Source organism: Enterobacter sp. AC1, assembly GCF_050434705.1.
GTDB lineage: Bacteria > Pseudomonadota > Gammaproteobacteria > Enterobacterales > Enterobacteriaceae > Enterobacter > Enterobacter cloacae_L.
In genome coordinates this window covers 194,449-212,189 of sequence record NZ_JBNDIZ010000002.1, presented here as the reverse complement: position 1 = coordinate 212,189, position 17,741 = coordinate 194,449, and the positions used below count along the sequence as shown (strand labels likewise).

Sequence of the window (17,741 nt, the reverse complement as noted above, 5' to 3'; positions counted from 1 at the left end):
CCCCCTTAATCGTAATCCACGCGAAGATAGCCGCGAGAGGTGAAGCGGCCTTCTGCGGGTTTATTCCCCGTAATGCTCACCGGCCATACCCGAATCCCTACCTGCGCCTGCGCGCTGTCGTCCAGGCGGAACGGTATTTTGCTGTTCAGGTTGTTAGGCGTCAGAGGAGCCCCGCTGTCGTTCGCCACCACAAAACCCAGATCGGGGTTATCGGAGATCAAGGCGTTGCCAGAGACTTTTTCCGCCTCGATGCGCATCGTCAGATAAGCGTTGGCCTCCACGTTCGTACATTTAATCGCAATGGTTTTGCTCTGCGGTGAGACTTTCTGAGGACGATTACCGGCACCCGCCTGGCTGAACAGCGATGCGCCAATATCGCCAAAATCAAACTCCACGACCTGCCCGGCATTTATCGCGCAGCTCTGTGGTACCTGAATGGTTCCGCTATAGCTGATGGTATACACCGGCGTATTCAGCGGGTCAGATGCCGTGGTCGTCACATACACCCGAAACATGGTTTGCTGAGGGATCACCACCATATTGATAAACCGCCGCGTGACTCTCAGGCGGAAGACCAGCTTCGAGTCGGTAACCGGAAACGCCTTGTTGTTCGGAACGTTAGGGTGCTGCCCCATCTGGATATAGTTGGCTGGCGGGTAGAACGTACCCGCGAAGTCATCGTGGATCTGCATTGCGCCATCCAGGTAGTCGTTCAGCTGGACATACTTATAGCTATCAATCACCGTCGTTACCGGCAGACTGGTGACGTAGCTACGCATCGTCGACTTCCCGCTAGTTCCTTTGGGGCAGATAGCATTTACGCCGACCAGCCCGGACTTTTGCGCAAGGGTCACTATTTGCCCCGGTTTGTTGTTGGAGCTGTTAAAAACGTTTGAGAGATCGTAGGAGATATCCTTCGCCACGCCAGTGGAGTTCTGGCAAACCGTTGCCCATGCGGGCATCGCGCTGCATAGCAGCGCAAAGCTCATTACGTTGCGTAAAATGCGCATCTTTGGAACCTCGTTAACGATCACAGCTTGCCCCCGCCATGGTAATGGCCTGGTTCTGGCTTTCAGGTGACAAGCGATAGTGCGCGCGACACTGGGACTGTGCCCCGTCGCCCCACTGGATCAGCAGTTCGCCTTCCAGCGGCAGCCCACTCAGGTAAATTTGTCCGTCATCCCCCACCATGCTGGTCACGCCGCTTTGGGTTTCACGGACCACCGCGCCGAACGGCACGGGCTGGTTGCCGCGCATCACCGTCAGCAGGGCGCGCACGCCAATGCGGGTATCAAAGCTGGCGCGCACCAGCGCGCCTTTGGTCGGCACCACGCTGCTCACGTTATTTTCGATATCGGTGTTGTTGCTCATGGTGTTGGTATCCAGCGCCACGCGGTTATAGCGATAGACGGTGGCATACGGCATCACCGCATAGCCTCGCCAGTCGGTTCTTACGCCGGTCTGGTTTTCAACGCTGACGCCTGATGCCCCCGGGGCTTTGATCAGCACGTTGGTGTCGCCCAGCGGCTGGCTGAAGGTCACGCCGTCAGCATGGCCGACCACCCCGCCGGAGAGCTGCCAGTTGAGATCGTGCTGATCGCGGCTGTAGTTGTAGCCCACGCCCAGCGTGCCGTAGGTTGCCTGCCAGTTGGCGCTGGCGCTCCCGCTTGAGCCGTTGGTGCTGGTGTGTCCCTGGGTCACGCTGTAGTTCAGGTTGCGATCCTCCAGCAGCGTGCCGCTGACCCCGGTTTGCCAGCTTGTGTCGCCATCGCTGTTTCGGCTGGCGGATGCCGTGGCGTAGGCCCTGTCGATGGCGCTGTCGCGGCGATAGCCCTGGCGGGTAAAGAGGCTGAACGGCACGGAGACGTTAAACGACGCGATCCGGTCAGTACCGTCGATCCCGACGGATTTGTTCCACGACCACGAAACGGAGTAGTTAACCCCCTTCACGCCCCCCGCATACCCCAGCTGATACCAGAGGTTCGTCTCGTCCGTTCCCCAGTAGGTCTGCTCGCTGCCGGAGATGTACACCGAGCCGTAATCCCCCAGCGACTGAGAAACGTTGAGCTGGAAGCGGCCTTTTTTATTCCACGTCAGGTTGTGATAGCTCTGCACGTCCGGCACATCGTTATCGTTCTGGCTGTCGGCATACTGATAGCCTTCCATCGAGCGCCAGGCGACATCGTCCAGGGTATAAAACCCTTTTGTGGAGTAGCGGTAGCCCAGCAGCTGGAAGTTGGTGCCGAAGCCGTTAAGGGATTTCGCGTAGAGGAAGCGCAGAGACTGCCCTTCATGTTTGCTGTCGTCCGCGAGCTGGCTGCGGGCATGGGTGATATCAAGCGAGACCGCGCCCCAGTCGCCGAGGTTTTTACCGGCCCCGATGGCCACCGCGGTATAGCGTGACGCCAGCTGCGTCCCGCCGTAGAGCGTATAGCCGTTGGCAAGGCCGGTAATCAGGGTACCCTGGGTGAAGAACGGCGTATCCTGATCGCTGTTGCCGCTGCGGTAATCCCCCGCGACGAGGTCGTACTTCCAGCGCCCTTCACGCTGCAGGAGCGGCACGGTGGAGTACGGCACGGTATAGCGCTGCGGGGAGCCGTCTTTCTCTTCGACCGTCACCTCAAGGTCGCCGCTTGAGGAGGTCGGGTTGAGATCGGTAATGGCAAATGCGCCCGGCTGCACGTAGCTTTGATAGATAACGTAGCCGTTCTGACGCACCACCACTTTGGCGGGCGTCCGGGCGATCCCGCGCACGGTCGGTGCGTAGCCCTGCAGGCTATCCGGATACATGCTGTCCGACGAGAAGAGCCGACCGCCGCGAAAGCCCACGCTGTCGAAAACGTCATTTCCGGTATTGCTGTCGCCCAGCACCAGTTCACTTTTCAGCGGAATAACGGTGCGCTGCGCCCAGGTGCCAATATTCTGCCACTCGCTGTGCCGCTGCCCGTTATTCTGCGTGTAGCGCCACGCGCCGTTGTTACGTAAACGCCAGGCGCCGTAGTTAAGCCCGCTCTGCAGGTTCAGGTAGTAGCTGTCGTCCTCGCTTCCCCGGTTGCCCGTGAAGCTGTAGTTCACCAGTGCGGCGGGGATGCCTTCATCCCACTGTTCAGGCGGAATGTAGCCCCGGGCGCTGTTCTGCAACGCCACCTGCGGCAGGCTGACGTTCAAACGCTGCGAGGCAAAGTTGAACACCGTTTCGCTGCCGGGAATGGCCGTGGCCAGCGGAACGCAGGTCTCGCCCTGCACGTTAGCCAGCTCGGGAAACGCCGCGGCATTGACGCCAAAGCGATCGAGCATCGCGCGGGTAATACACGGCGACAACCCACCCGCCACGGGCGGCGTGTTCTCGGCCTGCTCAAAGCGCACGTCCTGGGTACCGATAAACTCATCGTTACGCCAGATATCCACGCGATAAACGCCGGGTGCCTGCTGGTGCCCTTGTTCAAAACGCGACAAATCCGCCACGCTGGCGGCGTCGTCGGACAGGAAGGCCGGGTTGAAATAGCTTTCGCTCCAGCCAGCCTGCGGCCAGAGCGCCGCCATCAGCGCCAGTGCAACCGGGCAGTAACGTCCCTGGTGGTTTTTCATCGCCCTGACTCTGTTCACAGGTTAACGCTACGCGCCGGCGTGATAGCACCGTAGTCATTCACGCTCTGCCAGGAAAGCGTGCCGCCGGCACCGGCTGGCAGCACCTGCTGCGCCGAGCTTTTCGGTGCAACCATCAGGTTATCCAGCGTCTGCCCGCCCAGCTTCAGATTGACCAGAGTGATGTAATACGGAGACGCGTTGCTGACTTTAAGATGGTTGCCGGCACGCTCAAACCGCAGCTGGGAAAGCGCCTCTTCCGGCTGCATCGCCAGGTTGTTCGGGCGCACAAACAGCTTGATGCGCGAGAGAATCGCCAGCTGCAGCACGTTATTGTTTTCGGTTTTGGCTTTGTTTACTGACGGGATCGCTTTTACGTTCATGTAAAAGAGCGATTCGCGATCGGCAGGCAGTACAGGGCCGGCGTAAATAATACGCAGCGTGTTTTCGCTGTCCGGCTCGCTCACAAACAATGGCGGGGTAACGGCAAAGGTTTTTTCTTTTTGCCCGTTCGCATTTTCGATCCACGCGTTAATTAAATAGCGTTCTTGTTTGTTGCTGTTGGTAATCGCCAGCGACGTTTGCTTCGCGTCGGCCGGGTAAATAACGCGCGTGGCCCCCAGCGCAATACCGCCGGACGCATTCGCGCATGCAGAAACCATCATTAAAATAAACGATAAAAAAAGTCCTGGTTTAATTAGGGTATTCATCACAACCGTACCTTTAATATTGTGTTCGCAGGTGTTATGGATAAATCAGCGTAAACCAGACATCCGACTGAATTCTGCCTGGCTCGAGGTGTTCGGAAATAGCCCGATAGCGGGCGCTAAAATGGAACGCCAGCTCGCGGGTATCGACCGGTAGCCAGCTGACGGCCGTGGCATTCGGGATAATCTGACGCTGCTGTTCGTCAAAGAGCGCCAGTCCAACGCCGCTGCTGACAGGTGTTTCACCCGGTCGCGATGTCGCCAGAAAGACCTGCGGATCTTCTGCGGGCGTGACGCCCTGAAACTGGATCCCTACGGTGCGCGAGACATCAACGCTGCAGTCCAGCAGCCGCACGGTGAAAGGCACATTTACGGTGGAAAAGCTGCCCACACCGGAAAATGAATTGGTTCGGTACTGCCCCATGTCGATGCGCATATTCTGGCTGTCCGGCGCCACGGCGCAGCCGCCGTTCACCAGCTCACCTCTGAGATGCACTTTGCCGCCTTCGATCACCACGGTATGCGCCGATACCGGGCCAGCCATCGCAAGCGTTAACAGCAGTAGTGTTCCGGTCCTTGTCATCCTTCGTTCCTGGCATTTGCGTATGACGGGCCTCATCCGTGAGGCCTGAACATCCCTGTGCGGAGGAATTACTCGTACTTCATTACGAAGGTGGCGTCAGCGTTTGCCTGGCCTGGCTCGGTGGTCGCAGCCGTTGATTTATAACGCGCGGTGAACTTCAGGGTGTTAGTCCCTTCGATCAGCGTCTGCGCGGCAGAGAAGGTTGCACCGTCCGGCGTCAGAACGCTGGATTTGCTGTCGAGGATCTCGATACCTACGCCCTTCGCGGTGTTGTCGTTGCTGCCGGAGGACACTGCCAGCAGAGTTTTGTCGGTTGGGTCGATCTGACCGGTGAACGCAACGGCTGCGGTTTTCGCTACCAGCGGATCGCAATCGTTCAGTTCAATGTTGAATGGAATATTGGAGGTGGTGTCGCCCACTTTAGTGAATTTCGCGGTACGATACTGACCCAGATTAACGGTCTGCTCGGAAGAATCAGTATTTACTGAACAAGCAGCATTAACCAGCTCACCTTTAAAATGTACGGTACCGCCATTTACGGAAACCGGGGTAGCAGGGTCTGCTGCATTTGCGGCACCCGAAACCAGGGCCAACGTAGCAATAACAGTAGAAGCAATGTTGCTGAGTTTCATGTCTATTCCTTTAAAATGTAAATAACCCTTCCCGCGAATAATCGGGAATAAGAAATACGTTCAATTGGTTAATTGAAAGCTTATTTCGGAGGAGACAAAGTAGCTCAGGACGCGTTTTTTAAATATGTCAAAACGCTGCCATTTCGCCAGGTCACATCCTAATCCCGCCTAAGAAATTGACCACCCGTTAAGAAGGGTTTTTGCGTCTCACTGATAAAAACGCGTAAAGGGTGACTGACAGCGGCGCTCGCTTCTGACAAAATACAGGCAATCCCCCCTTTCAAACGTTACAGACGGAATCTTCTCTCTGATGGCAGCAAAGATTATTGACGGTAAAACGATTGCGCAGCAGGTGCGCTCTGAGGTCGCGGAAAAAGTGAAGGCGCGTAAAGCCGCCGGAAAACGCGCCCCCGGGCTGGCCGTTGTGCTGGTTGGCAGCAACCCGGCATCGCAGATTTATGTCGGCAGCAAGCGCAAAGCGTGTGAAGAGGTCGGCTTCGTCTCCCGCTCTTACGATTTGCCGGAAACCACCAGCGAGGCAGAACTGCTGGAACTTATTGACACCCTGAATGCCGATAAAGAGATCGACGGTATTCTGGTTCAGCTGCCGCTGCCGGCAGGTATCGACAACGTGAAGGTGCTGGAGCGTATCGCACCGGATAAAGACGTTGACGGTTTCCACCCGTACAACGTTGGCCGCCTGTGCCAGCGCGCGCCGCGTCTGCGTCCGTGCACGCCGCGCGGTATCGTGACGCTGCTGGAGCGTTATAATATCGACACCTATGGCCTGAACGCCGTGGTTATCGGCGCGTCCAACATCGTGGGCCGTCCGATGAGCATGGAGCTGCTGCTGGCCGGCTGCACCACCACCGTTACCCACCGCTTCACCAAAAACCTGCGTCATCACGTAGAAAATGCCGATCTGCTGATCGTCGCGGTCGGTAAGCCGGGCTTTATTCCAGGCGAATGGATTAAAGAGGGTGCAATTGTCGTGGACGTCGGAATTAACCGTCTGGAAAACGGCAAAGTGGTCGGCGACGTGGTGTACGAAGATGCCGCGGCTCGCGCCTCTTACATCACGCCGGTACCGGGCGGCGTAGGCCCGATGACCGTAGCAACACTGATTCAGAATACGTTGCAGGCATGCGAAGAATATCACGACGTAGAGGACGCGTAAGATGGCGACTTTTTCATTAGGTAAACATCCGCACGTTGAGCTGTGCGATCTGCTGAAGCTGGAAGGCTGGAGCGAAAGCGGCGCGCAGGCGAAAATTGTTATCGCCGACGGGCGAGTAAAAGTCGACGGCGCGGTAGAAACGCGCAAGCGCTGCAAAATTGTTGCGGGCCAGACCGTGAGCTTTGAAGGTCAGAGCGTGACCGTTACGGCCTGAGTCCCCTCACCCTAACCCTCTCCCACAGGGAGAGGGGATAAAAATCCCCTCACACCCATCACGGTTATTTATCGATCAACTTCAAATAATCACTATTTCCTCTGTTGAAAAGTGAAAATTCGGTTGCGCGTTTTTCACTCTTTGCCCACGATAAGTAGAACGTTCTACTAAAACGTTCTACTTACAATAACAGCGCTAAAAAAAGCGCTACTCGGGGGAAATCAGCATGAGTCTGATATCAGGGTTTGTTAAATCGCTGTCTAAGTTATCGATGATTGGTCGCGCCTTAATGCTGCCAATTTCACTGCTTCCCGCTGCGGGCCTGCTGCTGGCCTTCGGCGATAAGTTTCATCTACCGCTGATGATGAACGCGGGCGGGGTGATCTTTGATAACCTGCCGATGCTGTTTGCCATTGGCTCTGCCGTGGGTTTGGCGTCGGAATCCGGCATTGCGGCGCTCTCTGCGGCGGTCTCGGTGTTTGTCACCAATATCACCATCAGTACGGTGCTGAGCATCACGCCGGAAATGGCCTCTCAGGGCGGAAAATACGCCATGGTCGTCGGCATCCCGACGCTGCAAATGGGCGTCTTCGGCGGCCTGATCTGCGGTATTCTCGCGGCCTGGTGCTATAACCGCTTCCACACCATGCAGCTGCCGGAATTCCTGGGCTTCTTCTCCGGCAAGCGCTTCGTGGCGATTGCAACGGCGTTCCTCTCATTCCTGATGGGGCTGCTGCTGCCGTACGTCTGGCAGCATATTCAGGCCGGTATCGACGCGCTCTCCGTGGTGGTTAACGGCGATAACCAGGCGGCGTCGACCTTTATCTTCGGTCTGGTGGAGCGCGCGCTGATCCCGCTCGGTCTGCACCATATCTGGTACCCATCTTTCTGGTATTCGTTCGGGGATTACACTACCCAGGCCGGCCAGATTATCCACGGCGACCAGACCATCTGGTTCAAGATGCTGGAAGAGGGGGTGAAATCCTTCAGCAGCGACACCTATCAGAACGCCGGTAAGTTCATGCAGGGTGAATTCCCGCTGATGCTGTTCGCGCTGCCCGCCGCGTGCCTGGCGATGTATCACGAAGCCCATACGAAGAATAAAAAAATCGCGGCCGGTATTCTGTTCTCCGCGGCGCTCACCTGCTTCCTGACGGGGATCACCGAACCGGTTGAGTTTACCTTTATCTTCGTGGCGCCGATTCTCTACGTCTTTAACGCCATCATGGCGGGTCTGGCGTACATGACCATGTATCTGCTGCATGCGCATATCGCCAAGTCGTTCTCTGCAGGCTTTATCGACTACCTGTCATTCGGGATCCTGCCGTCCTTCAACGGCTACCAGACCAACTTCCTGAATGCCATTATCATCGGCATTCCAATGGGCCTGATCTATTACTTCACGTTCCGCTTTGTGATCCGCCGCTTCGACGTGAAAACGCCAGGCCGCACGGAAGTCACCGCTAACGCGGATGAGAAGTCTGATTCCGAGCTCGCAACCGAGATCATCACCCTGCTGGGCGGGGCGCATAACATCGACTCCGTCGGCTCCTGCATCACCCGCCTGCGCCTGGAAGTGGCAAAAAGCGAGGCGGTAGACAGAGATGGCCTGAACGGGCTCGGCGCGCGCGGCGTGGTCTTCGTCGGCGACAACGGTATTCAGGTGATTTTCGGTGCCAGAGCACAGTTTATCGCCCAGACCATGTCCACCATGATCGGCAAATAATAAGATGCCTGAACGACGCGTCTCCTGTACGCTGGGAGACGCATTGTCGTATCTGGCTGATAATCGGTTAAATTCAGGGAGCGGTTTTGAAGAAAGTCAGCATTATTGATGTCGCAAAGCACGCGGGCGTTTCGGTCTCAACCGTCTCGCTGGTGCTGCGCCAGAAAGGGAAAATCTCAGAGGCCACGATCGGGAAGGTCAACGCTGCCATCAATACGCTGGGCTATGTTCATAACGTCGCCGCTGCCAACCTCCGCGCCAACACCTCCAACCTGATTGGTCTGATCCTCCGCGACTTTAGCGACAGCTTCTCCATCAGGGTGATGGCAAGCATCGTCCAGGAGCTGGAAAAACAGGGATATATGGTTTTTCTCGGCCAGCCGCAGAACGACGCCGATCATCTCGAGCGCTGCCTGCTGTCGTTTAAGCAGCAGGGCGTTGCCGGGGTTATCTATCTGGCCTCGGACACCCGCACGTCCACCCTGCCGGAACAGATTCGCCGCTGCCCGCTGCCGCTGGTGGTGGTCTCTCAGTCCCTGCTGGATGAAAAATGCAACCTCGTGATGCGCGATAATCGCCAGGCGGCAAATCTGGCGGTGCGTTATCTTATCGAGCGCGGCCACCGCAATATCGCCTACATTGGCGGGCGTGAAGGCTGCCTTATCCGCGAGCAGCGCCTGCTCGGCTTTCGCAGCGCGATGACGCAAAACGGCCTGGTCTGGCGCGATGAATTCTCGCCGGCCTGCAGCGATGACACGCTGGCCGCGGGTTTCGCCACCCGCCAGCTGCTGGAAAAAAACAACACCATTACCGCCCTGCTCTGCCACTCGCCGGATGCGATGATCGGCTCCATCTCCGGTATTCATCAGGTCGGACGTACTGTGGGTAAAGATGTGTTTCTGACGCAGCAGGTCGCGCTGGTCGGTTTCGAAGATATGCTGCACGTTAACCTCACCTCGCCGTCATTTACCTACGTCTCGTCCGCCAGCGAAGAGACGGGGCGTCAGGCGGCCGGGCTGATTATTCGCACGCTGAAGGAGCCGACGCTGCAAACGCAGCGTATTACGCTCTCCGGGCAGCTTATCGCGCGCGAGTCGGCGTAAAATCAGAATTTCGCACGGGTCTTTTAGCGCAAGATGACTGCTATATTTCCATGATTTGCCATGGATAATCACAATGCCTACCGTCATTACACACGCTGCTGTTCCCCTTTGCCTGGGCTTAGGTCTGGGAACAAAAGTTGTTCCTCCCCGCCTGCTGTTCGCCGGAATTGTCCTCGCCATGCTGCCGGACGCCGACGTGCTGGCGTTTAAGTTCGGCGTCGCTTACGGCAACGTTTTCGGCCATCGCGGCTTTACCCACTCCCTGCTGTTTGCCTTTGTGGTGCCGATACTTTGCGTGCTGATTGGCCGACGATGGTTCCGGGCGAGCCTGACCCGGTGCTGGCTGTTTTTAACCGTGTCATTGCTGTCGCACAGCCTGCTGGACTCAATAACAACGGGCGGGAAAGGCGTCGGCTGGCTGTGGCCGTGGTCAGATGAACGCTTCTTTGCGCCGTGGCAGGTGATTAAGGTCGCGCCGTTTGCGCTGTCACGCTACACCACGCCGTACGGGCACCAGGTCATTCTCTCTGAACTGATGTGGGTGTGGCTGCCGGGTGTGGTGGTGATGGGGTTGCTGTGGTGGAGGCGGAGGTAAAAGCAAAACGGCAACTCTCGTTGCCGTTTTTGGTGTTTGCACCCTCTCCCTGTGGGAGAGGGCTGGGGTGAGGGCATCAGCGCGCACCAGACTTACTTACGGCGCCAGGTGGTTCCCTGCGGGCCGTCTTCCAGAATGATCCCCATCTCGGTCAGACGGTTACGCGCCGCATCTGCCGCCGCCCAGTCTTTCGCCTGACGCGCTTCCAGACGCGCTTTGATTAACGCTTCAATTTCCGCCACTTCGCCGTCGTCCGCCTGCGCACCGCTCTGCAGGAACGCGTCCGGCTCCTGCTCCAGCAGGCCAAGCACGGAAGAGAGCTTACGCAGGTGCGCCGCCAGCGCATTCGCCGCGGCCATATCCTCTGACTTCAGGCGGTTCACTTCGCGGGCCATGTCGAACAGCACGGAGTACGCTTCCGGGGTGTTGAAGTCATCGTTCATCACCTCAACAAAGCGCGCTTCGAACGCCTCGCCGCCAGCGGCAGGAACAGACCTGTCGGTTCCGCGCAGCGCGGTGTACAGACGCTCCAGCGCCGAGCGCGCCTGCTTGAGGTTCTCTTCGCTGTAGTTCAGCTGGCTGCGATAGTGGCCGGACATCAGGAAGTAGCGCACGGTTTCCGCGTCGTAATACTTCAGCACGTCGCGCACGGTGAAGAAGTTGCCCAGCGATTTGGACATTTTCTCGCGGTCAACCATCACCATCCCGGAGTGCATCCAGTAATTCACGTATTCGCCGCCGTGGGCACAGGTGGACTGCGCGATTTCGTTTTCGTGATGCGGGAACATCAGGTCTGAACCGCCGCCGTGGATGTCGAAGTGTTTGCCCAGCTGTTTGCAGTTCATCGCCGAGCATTCAATGTGCCAGCCCGGGCGGCCTTCGCCCCACGGGGATGGCCAGCTTGGTTCGCCCTCTTTGGACATCTTCCACAGCACGAAGTCCATCGGGTTGCGCTTCACGTCAACCACGTCAACGCGCGCGCCGGCCTGGAGCTGGTCCAGATCCTGGCGGGAAAGCGAACCGTAGGTAGGGTCGGTCGGCACCGAGAACATCACGTCACCGTTGTCCGCCACATAGGCGTGACCGCGCGCGATCAGCTTTTCGGTGATGTCGATAATTTCGTGAATATGGTGGGTGGCGCGCGGCTCGCTGTCCGGACGCAGAATATTCAGGGCGTCGAAATCTTTGTGCATCTCCACGATCATACGATCGACCAGCGCCACAAAGCTCTCGCCGTTCTCATTAGCGCGCTTGATGATTTTATCGTCGATGTCGGTGATGTTACGCACGTATTTCAGGTTGTACCCCAGAAAACGCAGGTAGCGCGAAACCACGTCGAAGGCGACAAAGGTACGGCCATGGCCAATGTGACAGAGATCGTAAACCGTAATACCACACACGTACATGCCGACTTCCCCGGCATGGATAGGTTTAAATTCCTCTTTTTGGCGCGTCATTGTATTAAAGATTTTTAACATCGAAGATTCCATGTAAACACGTGTGTGGTTGAAAACCGGGTATTCTACCCGTAATTCAAACCCGAAGCAGCACACAATGCAAGGTGATCGCATCCTGTGGTTATGCTATAACAAGCCCCTATATATGACCCGAACGCGGGTCGACGTACCACAATAACGGAACAGGATGCAAAAATGGTTACTTTCCACACTAATCATGGCGATATCGTAATCAAAACCTTTGATGACAAAGCGCCTGAAACAGTTAAAAACTTCCTGGACTACTGCCGCGAAGGTTTCTACAACAACACCATCTTCCACCGTGTGATCAACGGCTTTATGATCCAGGGCGGCGGTTTTGAACCTGGCATGAACCAGAAAGAAACCAAAGAAGCGATCAAAAACGAAGCGAACAACGGTCTGAAAAACACCCGCGGTACGCTGGCGATGGCCCGTACTCAGGCGCCTCACTCTGCAACCGCGCAGTTCTTCATCAACGTGGCTGACAACGACTTCCTGAACTTCTCCGGCGAAAGCCTGCAGGGTTGGGGCTACTGCGTATTCGCAGAAGTGGTTGAAGGCATGGACGTGGTTGACAAGATCAAAGCCGTCTCTACCGGCCGCAGCGGTATGCACCAGGACGTTCCTAAAGAAGACGTTGTGATTACAAGCGTGACCGTCAGCGAGTAATTCGTGGCGACACTCTTTATTGCAGATCTGCATCTGCAAACGGAAGAACCGGCGATCGTCGCCGGTTTTCTGCGTTTTTTACGCGGTGAAGCGAAAAGCGCCGATGCGCTGTACATCCTGGGCGATCTCTTTGAAGCCTGGATCGGCGACGACGACCCTAATCCGCTGCACCGTGAAATGGCTGCGGCCATAAAAGCGCTGGTTGATTCTGGCGTCCCCTGTTATTTCATTCACGGCAACCGCGATTTCCTGCTCGGCAAGCGCTACGCCCGCGAAAGCGGTATGACGCTGCTGCCGGAAGAACAGGTGCTCGACCTCTACGGCCGCAAGATCCTGATCATGCACGGCGACACGCTCTGCACCGACGATACCGGCTACCTGGCGTTTCGCGCCAAAGTCCACACCCCGTGGATCCAAACGCTGTTCCTGGCCCTGCCGCTGTTCATCCGCAACCGCATCGCTGCCAGAATGCGTGCGGGCAGTAAAGCCGCCAACAGCAGCAAATCCATGACCATCATGGACGTTAACCCGCAGGCGGTTGTCAACGTCATGGAAAAGCACCGCGTCCAGTGGCTCATTCACGGCCATACCCATCGTCCTGACGTGCATTCCCTTATCGCCAACGGCAAGCCCGCGCACCGCGTGGTATTGGGCGCCTGGCACAGCGAAGGATCGATGGTCAAAGTCACGCCCGAAGGCGTCGAGCTGATCGCTTTCCCGTTTTAATCCTCGCGCAAAATTCATTCAATTTAATTGAATGATATCGGCAAATTGTTTCGATTTTAATCAGCCCATGGTCGGTCTATTATTTATCACATCAGGGCAACATGCCCTATCCCAGATAAATTACTTAAGGAATACGACCATGAAATCCATCAAAACTTTCGTTGCAGTTGCCGCATTTTCTCTGGCTTCTTTCGGTGCTTTCGCTCAGAGCGTCAGCGCAACCGGTTCAACCCTTGACCGCGCAGAAGCGAAAATCGCCGCTCAGGCCGCTGAACAGGGTGCCTCTTATAAAATCACCAGCGCACAGTTCAACAACCGCGTGCACATGACCGCAGAACTGACCAAATAATGATTGCCGCACAACGAAAACAGACCGCCAGAATGCGGTCTGTTTTGTTATGAATGAATGGCAACAACGGCTCACCTTTTAACCGCGCAACCGTTTTCCTTGCCCGTATAACATGCTATTCTCTGTGCCCTCGAAAGCAGTGTGTTTCGCACCACAGGAGTTTTAAGACGCATGTCTTCCCGCAATAATCCGGCGCGTGTCGCCATCGTGATGGGGTCCAAAAGCGACTGGGCTACCATGCAGTTCGCCGCCGAAATCTTTGAAATCCTGAATGTTCCGCACCACGTAGAAGTGGTCTCCGCACACCGTACACCGGACAAACTGTTCAGCTTCGCCGAAAGCGCCGAAGAGAACGGTTATGAGGTGATTATTGCCGGTGCGGGCGGCGCAGCACATCTGCCAGGCATGATTGCCGCCAAAACGCTGGTGCCGGTTCTCGGCGTCCCGGTACAAAGCGCCGCGTTAAGCGGTGTTGATAGCCTCTACTCCATCGTTCAGATGCCGCGCGGTATTCCGGTCGGCACGCTGGCGATTGGCAAAGCGGGTGCGGCAAACGCCGCCCTGCTGGCAGCCCAAATCCTGGCGACTCACGATAAAGACCTGCACCAGCGTCTGGCCGAATGGCGTAAAGCCCAGACCGACGAGGTGCTGGACAATCCAGACCCGCGGGGTGCGGCATGAAGCAGGTTTGCGTCCTCGGTAACGGCCAGCTGGGCCGCATGCTGCGCCAGGCAGGTGAACCGCTGGGTATTGCCGTCTGGCCCGTCGGGCTGGATGCTGAACCTGAAGCCGTGCCGTTCCACCAGAGCGTGATCACCGCCGAGATCGAACGCTGGCCGGAGACGGCCCTGACACGCGAGCTGGCGCGTCACAACGCCTTTGTTAACCGCGATGTGTTCCCAATTATTGCTGACCGCCTGACGCAAAAGCAGCTGTTCGACAAGCTCGGCCTCGCGACCGCGCCGTGGCAGCTCCTGTCCGATAAAAGCGAGTGGAATGACGTCTTCGCGATGCTGGGCGACCTGGCAATCGTGAAGCGCCGCGTGGGTGGCTACGACGGCCGCGGCCAGTGGCGTCTGCGCGCGAACGACACCGCCGAGCTGCCGGATGACTGCTACGGCGAATGCATCGTTGAGCAGGGCATCAACTTCAGCGGTGAAGTGTCGCTGGTTGGCGCGCGCGGGCACGATGGCCGCACGGTGTTTTACCCTCTGACGCATAACCTGCATCAGGACGGTATCCTGCGCACCAGCGTGGCCTTCCCGCACGCCAATGCCGACCAGCAGGCGCAGGCGGAGGATATGCTCTCTGCCATCATGCACGAACTGGGTTATGTAGGCGTCATGGCGATGGAGTGCTTTATCACCCCGTCCGGTCTGCTGATCAACGAACTCGCGCCGCGCGTGCACAACAGCGGCCACTGGACGCAAAACGGTGCGTCCATCAGCCAGTTCGAACTCCATCTGCGCGCCATTACCGACCTGCCGCTGCCCCAGCCGGTGGTGAACAGCCCGTCGGTGATGATCAACCTGATCGGTACCGATCTGAACTACGACTGGCTGAAGCTGCCGCTGGTGCACCTGCACTGGTATGACAAAGAGGTTCGCGCGGGTCGTAAAGTGGGTCACCTGAACCTGAACGACAGCGACACGGACCGCCTGAGCGCCACGCTGGAAGCGATGATCCCTCTCCTGCCGCCGGAATATGCGAGCGGCATTGTCTGGGCACAATCAAAGCTTAAATAGCGCTCCCTCCGCCGGGGAGTTGACCTCCTCTTTCCCCGGCGTACAATTCCCGCCCATTGCTGCTTAGCTTTTTTCTGGAATACCCATGAACGATGGAACGGACTATCGCGCGATCCTCGCGTCCGATACCCCTTTAATCGACGTTCGCGCGCCGATCGAATTTGCCCAGGGCGCGATGCCCGCTGCCCTTAACCTGCCGCTGATGAACGACGACGAACGCGCCGCCGTGGGCACCTGCTATAAACGCCAGGGCCCCGAGGCCGCGCTGGCGCTCGGCCACAGTCTGGTAAAGGGTGAGACGCGCGATGCGCGCATCAACGCCTGGCGCGAAGCCTGCCTTGCCCATCCTGAGGGTTTTCTCTGCTGCGCGCGCGGCGGCCAGCGCTCGCATATCTCCCAGGCCTGGCTGAAAGAGGCGGGTGTCGATTACCCGCTGATCCGCGGCGGCTATAAGGCCCTGCGTCAGGCGGCGATTCAGGCGACCATCGAGCAGTCGCAAAAACCGATGGTGCTCATCGGCGGCTGTACCGGAAACGGTAAAACGCTGCTGGTGAAGCAGCACGCGCAGGGAATCGATCTGGAAGGGCTGGCGCACCATCGCGGTTCGTCGTTTGGTCGCACCCTCACGCCACAGCTTTCCCAGGCAAGCTTTGAAAATCACCTTGCCGTTGAGCTGCTGAAAAAAGATGCCGCGCGCTGGGTGCTGGAAGACGAGGGCCGGATGATTGGCTCCAACCACCTGCCGGAATGCCTGCGCGACCGCATGACTGAAGCCCCTATCGTCGTGGTGGAGGACCCGTTTGACATTCGTCTTGAGCGCCTGCGCGAAGAGTATTTCGACCATATGTGGGCGGACTTTTCTGCCGCATACGGCGAGGAAGCGGGCTGGAATGAGTACAGCGGGTACCTGCACCACGGCCTGTTCGCCATTCGCCGCCGTCTGGGGCTGCAGCGGTATGCAGAATTCACCGCGCTGTTAGATTCCGCGCTGCTGGAACAGCAACGCTCTGGCAGCACGAACGCACACTTCAGCTGGCTTGCGCCGCTGCTGAAGGACTATTACGACCCGATGTACGGCTATCAGCTGGAGAAGAAAGCGGAGAAGATTGTGTATCGCGGGACGTTTGAAGAAATTGCTGAGTGGCTTGATCGCTGAAAAAGAAAGCCGGGTAGCGGCTACGCCTTACCCGGCCTAGAAGTTCTATCCGTCTGTTCCCTCTCCCCTTCAGGGAGAGGGTTAGGGTGAGGGTTAGAAGTCGTAACGCAGACGCACCAGGTTCATGTCGCCCAGGTTGTCGGTGCTGGAGGTGAACACGTGTTCGTAATCCACGCGGAAACCGTAGTCCAGCTGGAAGCTGATACCCACGCCGTTGTCGATGCGCTGGTAGTTACGGCCGTTCACGTACTCAATACGGTCGCCCATGAAGTAAGGCTGGATGGATTTAACCGCGTACTGACCAATTGGGAATTTGTAACCGGCGAAGTATTCAATACCCCACGCGTCACCGGCAAAGTAGTCGTTTACAGACACTTTTTTGGTGGTCAGGAAGTTCTGATACCAGCCGCCGCCTGCGGAGAAGGTCCAGTTATCCGGCGTCCAGCTCAGCGCGGTACCGAGGATGTTCTGGTCGTAGGTTTTGCTGTCGCCGTTGTCCGGGTTACGCATATCCGCACGGGTGTAGTTCCACGCGGCGCCCCAGGTCAGATCGGTGGTCAGGTGGTAATCCAGACCCAGTGAACCGCCGCCTTTACGCTTGTAGCGCAGGCCGTTGCCCGGCAGGTATTCGCTGTCTTCAAACAGGTAGGATGCATAGATATCGGCATCGCCCACGGTTTTCTTATATTTCAGCATCTGGCGTGAACGATAAGAACCGTCGTAGTCGCCGTTGATCCCGTTACCTGGCGCCTGACCAATCATGTCATAGTCCCAGATATCGGTTTTCACGCCAACCACATCATAGTAAACGCTGTTCTGTTGACCGAAGGTCAGCGTACCCCAGGTGTCGCTCTTCAGACCGGTGTAGAGCATACGACGCGTGGTGTCGTGCGCACCTTCGGCGTAGTGGTGATCCCAGTCAAACTGTGCGGGAATGTTCACACCCAGCTCGTAGTAGCTGATCCAGCTGATGTCATCAAACAGGTAGTAATCTGCTGCGAAACGGAAACGGGTGCCGCCGTCGAAGCCGTTACGCTTGTAGCTGTTTTTACCGTCGTCGCCGGTCATGTTCTGGAACTGAGGACGGATGCTGCCGCCAACGGTGAAGTTCAGGCGGCTCAGCGGGTTACCCGCCTGAGGATCTTGTTTAAGAACGGTGATTTCCGCCTGAGAAGCGAAGGACGTGAATGCCACTGCCGCGCCGATCGTTGCCGCCAGCGCTGATTTTTTTATAGTCATTATTTTTCCTTAATAGACACGCTGCTAAATATTTAGCTGGTGAATATTAACTGGAAA

The 17,741-nt window shown here is 57.2% G+C and carries 18 protein-coding genes; 11 read left to right on the top strand and 7 right to left on the bottom strand.

Annotated elements, in window-relative coordinates:
- Positions 1-5 precede the first annotated feature (5 nt).
- The 5 genes from fimH to fimA form a co-directional block, all read right to left on the bottom strand.
- Positions 6-1,010: a type 1 fimbria D-mannose specific adhesin FimH gene (gene fimH / locus M2433_RS05870; RefSeq protein WP_262804942.1), complete on the bottom strand. Its 1,005-nt coding sequence runs from the start codon at positions 1,008-1,010 to the stop codon at positions 6-8.
- 13 nt (positions 1,011-1,023) lie between these two features.
- A complete protein-coding gene (locus M2433_RS05865) occupies positions 1,024-3,588 on the bottom strand; it encodes a fimbrial biogenesis usher protein (RefSeq protein ID WP_429053580.1) in 2,565 nt (854 codons plus the stop codon).
- 14 nt (positions 3,589-3,602) lie between these two features.
- Positions 3,603-4,295, bottom strand: coding sequence for a type 1 fimbria chaperone FimC (gene fimC, locus M2433_RS05860; RefSeq protein WP_429053582.1), 693 nt, complete (start codon positions 4,293-4,295; stop codon positions 3,603-3,605).
- A 34-nt stretch (positions 4,296-4,329) separates the two neighbouring features.
- The gene (gene fimI, locus M2433_RS05855) at positions 4,330-4,875 is read right to left on the bottom strand and encodes a type 1 fimbrial protein subunit FimI (protein ID WP_429053583.1); all 546 of its coding nucleotides are present in this window, start codon (positions 4,873-4,875) and stop codon (positions 4,330-4,332) included.
- Between the two features lie 68 nt (positions 4,876-4,943).
- The gene (fimA, locus tag M2433_RS05850) at positions 4,944-5,507 is read right to left on the bottom strand and encodes a type 1 fimbrial major subunit FimA (protein WP_429053584.1); all 564 of its coding nucleotides are present in this window, start codon (positions 5,505-5,507) and stop codon (positions 4,944-4,946) included.
- A 310-nt stretch (positions 5,508-5,817) separates the two neighbouring features.
- Here fimA and folD point away from each other — a divergent pair, with 310 nt between their 5' ends.
- The 5 genes from folD to M2433_RS05825 all read left to right on the top strand — a co-directional run bounded on the left by folD (position 5,818) and on the right by M2433_RS05825 (position 10,322).
- A complete protein-coding gene (gene folD, locus M2433_RS05845) occupies positions 5,818-6,684 on the top strand; it encodes a bifunctional methylenetetrahydrofolate dehydrogenase/methenyltetrahydrofolate cyclohydrolase FolD (RefSeq protein ID WP_008499332.1) in 867 nt (288 codons plus the stop codon).
- 1 nt (position 6,685) lies between these two features.
- Positions 6,686-6,898: a ribosome-associated protein YbcJ gene (ybcJ, locus tag M2433_RS05840; protein ID WP_010428256.1), complete on the top strand. Its 213-nt coding sequence runs from the start codon at positions 6,686-6,688 to the stop codon at positions 6,896-6,898.
- 226 nt (positions 6,899-7,124) lie between these two features.
- Positions 7,125-8,624: a PTS transporter subunit EIIC gene (locus M2433_RS05835; RefSeq protein WP_429053586.1), complete on the top strand. Its 1,500-nt coding sequence runs from the start codon at positions 7,125-7,127 to the stop codon at positions 8,622-8,624.
- A gap of 86 nt (positions 8,625-8,710) precedes the next feature.
- Positions 8,711-9,727: a Mal regulon transcriptional regulator MalI gene (malI, locus tag M2433_RS05830; protein ID WP_429053588.1), complete on the top strand. Its 1,017-nt coding sequence runs from the start codon at positions 8,711-8,713 to the stop codon at positions 9,725-9,727.
- 73 nt (positions 9,728-9,800) lie between these two features.
- Positions 9,801-10,322, top strand: a complete 522-nt coding sequence (locus M2433_RS05825) for a metal-dependent hydrolase (protein WP_429053589.1) — start codon at positions 9,801-9,803, stop codon at positions 10,320-10,322.
- Between the two features lie 92 nt (positions 10,323-10,414).
- On the opposite strand, the gene cysS is transcribed toward M2433_RS05825, so the two are convergent.
- Positions 10,415-11,800, bottom strand: a complete 1,386-nt coding sequence (cysS, locus tag M2433_RS05820) for a cysteine--tRNA ligase (protein WP_429053590.1) — start codon at positions 11,798-11,800, stop codon at positions 10,415-10,417.
- A gap of 174 nt (positions 11,801-11,974) precedes the next feature.
- Between cysS and ppiB the strand changes: the two genes are divergently transcribed.
- The 6 genes from ppiB (at position 11,975) to mnmH (ending at position 16,445) form a co-directional block, all read left to right on the top strand.
- Positions 11,975-12,469 carry a peptidylprolyl isomerase B gene (ppiB, locus tag M2433_RS05815; protein ID WP_010428247.1) on the top strand — a complete coding sequence of 165 codons (495 nt, stop codon included), beginning with the start codon at positions 11,975-11,977 and terminating at the stop codon, positions 12,467-12,469.
- A gap of 3 nt (positions 12,470-12,472) precedes the next feature.
- Positions 12,473-13,195 (top strand): UDP-2,3-diacylglucosamine diphosphatase, encoded by a 723-nt coding sequence (gene lpxH / locus M2433_RS05810; RefSeq protein WP_429053591.1) that lies wholly within the window; start codon positions 12,473-12,475, stop codon positions 13,193-13,195.
- A 139-nt stretch (positions 13,196-13,334) separates the two neighbouring features.
- Positions 13,335-13,544, top strand: a complete 210-nt coding sequence (locus tag M2433_RS05805; RefSeq protein WP_429053592.1) for a YdgH/BhsA/McbA-like domain containing protein — start codon at positions 13,335-13,337, stop codon at positions 13,542-13,544.
- A 171-nt stretch (positions 13,545-13,715) separates the two neighbouring features.
- Positions 13,716-14,225, top strand: coding sequence for a 5-(carboxyamino)imidazole ribonucleotide mutase (gene purE / locus M2433_RS05800; RefSeq protein WP_006809824.1), 510 nt, complete (start codon positions 13,716-13,718; stop codon positions 14,223-14,225).
- Positions 14,222-15,289 carry a 5-(carboxyamino)imidazole ribonucleotide synthase gene (gene purK, locus M2433_RS05795; RefSeq protein WP_252000664.1) on the top strand — a complete coding sequence of 356 codons (1,068 nt, stop codon included), beginning with the start codon at positions 14,222-14,224 and terminating at the stop codon, positions 15,287-15,289. The genes purE and purK overlap by 4 nt, the downstream gene beginning before the upstream one ends.
- 85 nt (positions 15,290-15,374) lie before the next feature.
- Positions 15,375-16,445: a tRNA 2-selenouridine(34) synthase MnmH gene (gene mnmH, locus M2433_RS05790; protein WP_429053594.1), complete on the top strand. Its 1,071-nt coding sequence runs from the start codon at positions 15,375-15,377 to the stop codon at positions 16,443-16,445.
- A 93-nt stretch (positions 16,446-16,538) separates the two neighbouring features.
- On the opposite strand, the gene M2433_RS05785 is transcribed toward mnmH, so the two are convergent.
- Positions 16,539-17,684 (bottom strand): porin, encoded by a 1,146-nt coding sequence (locus M2433_RS05785; protein ID WP_429053596.1) that lies wholly within the window; start codon positions 17,682-17,684, stop codon positions 16,539-16,541.
- Between the last annotated feature and the right edge of the window lie 57 nt (positions 17,685-17,741).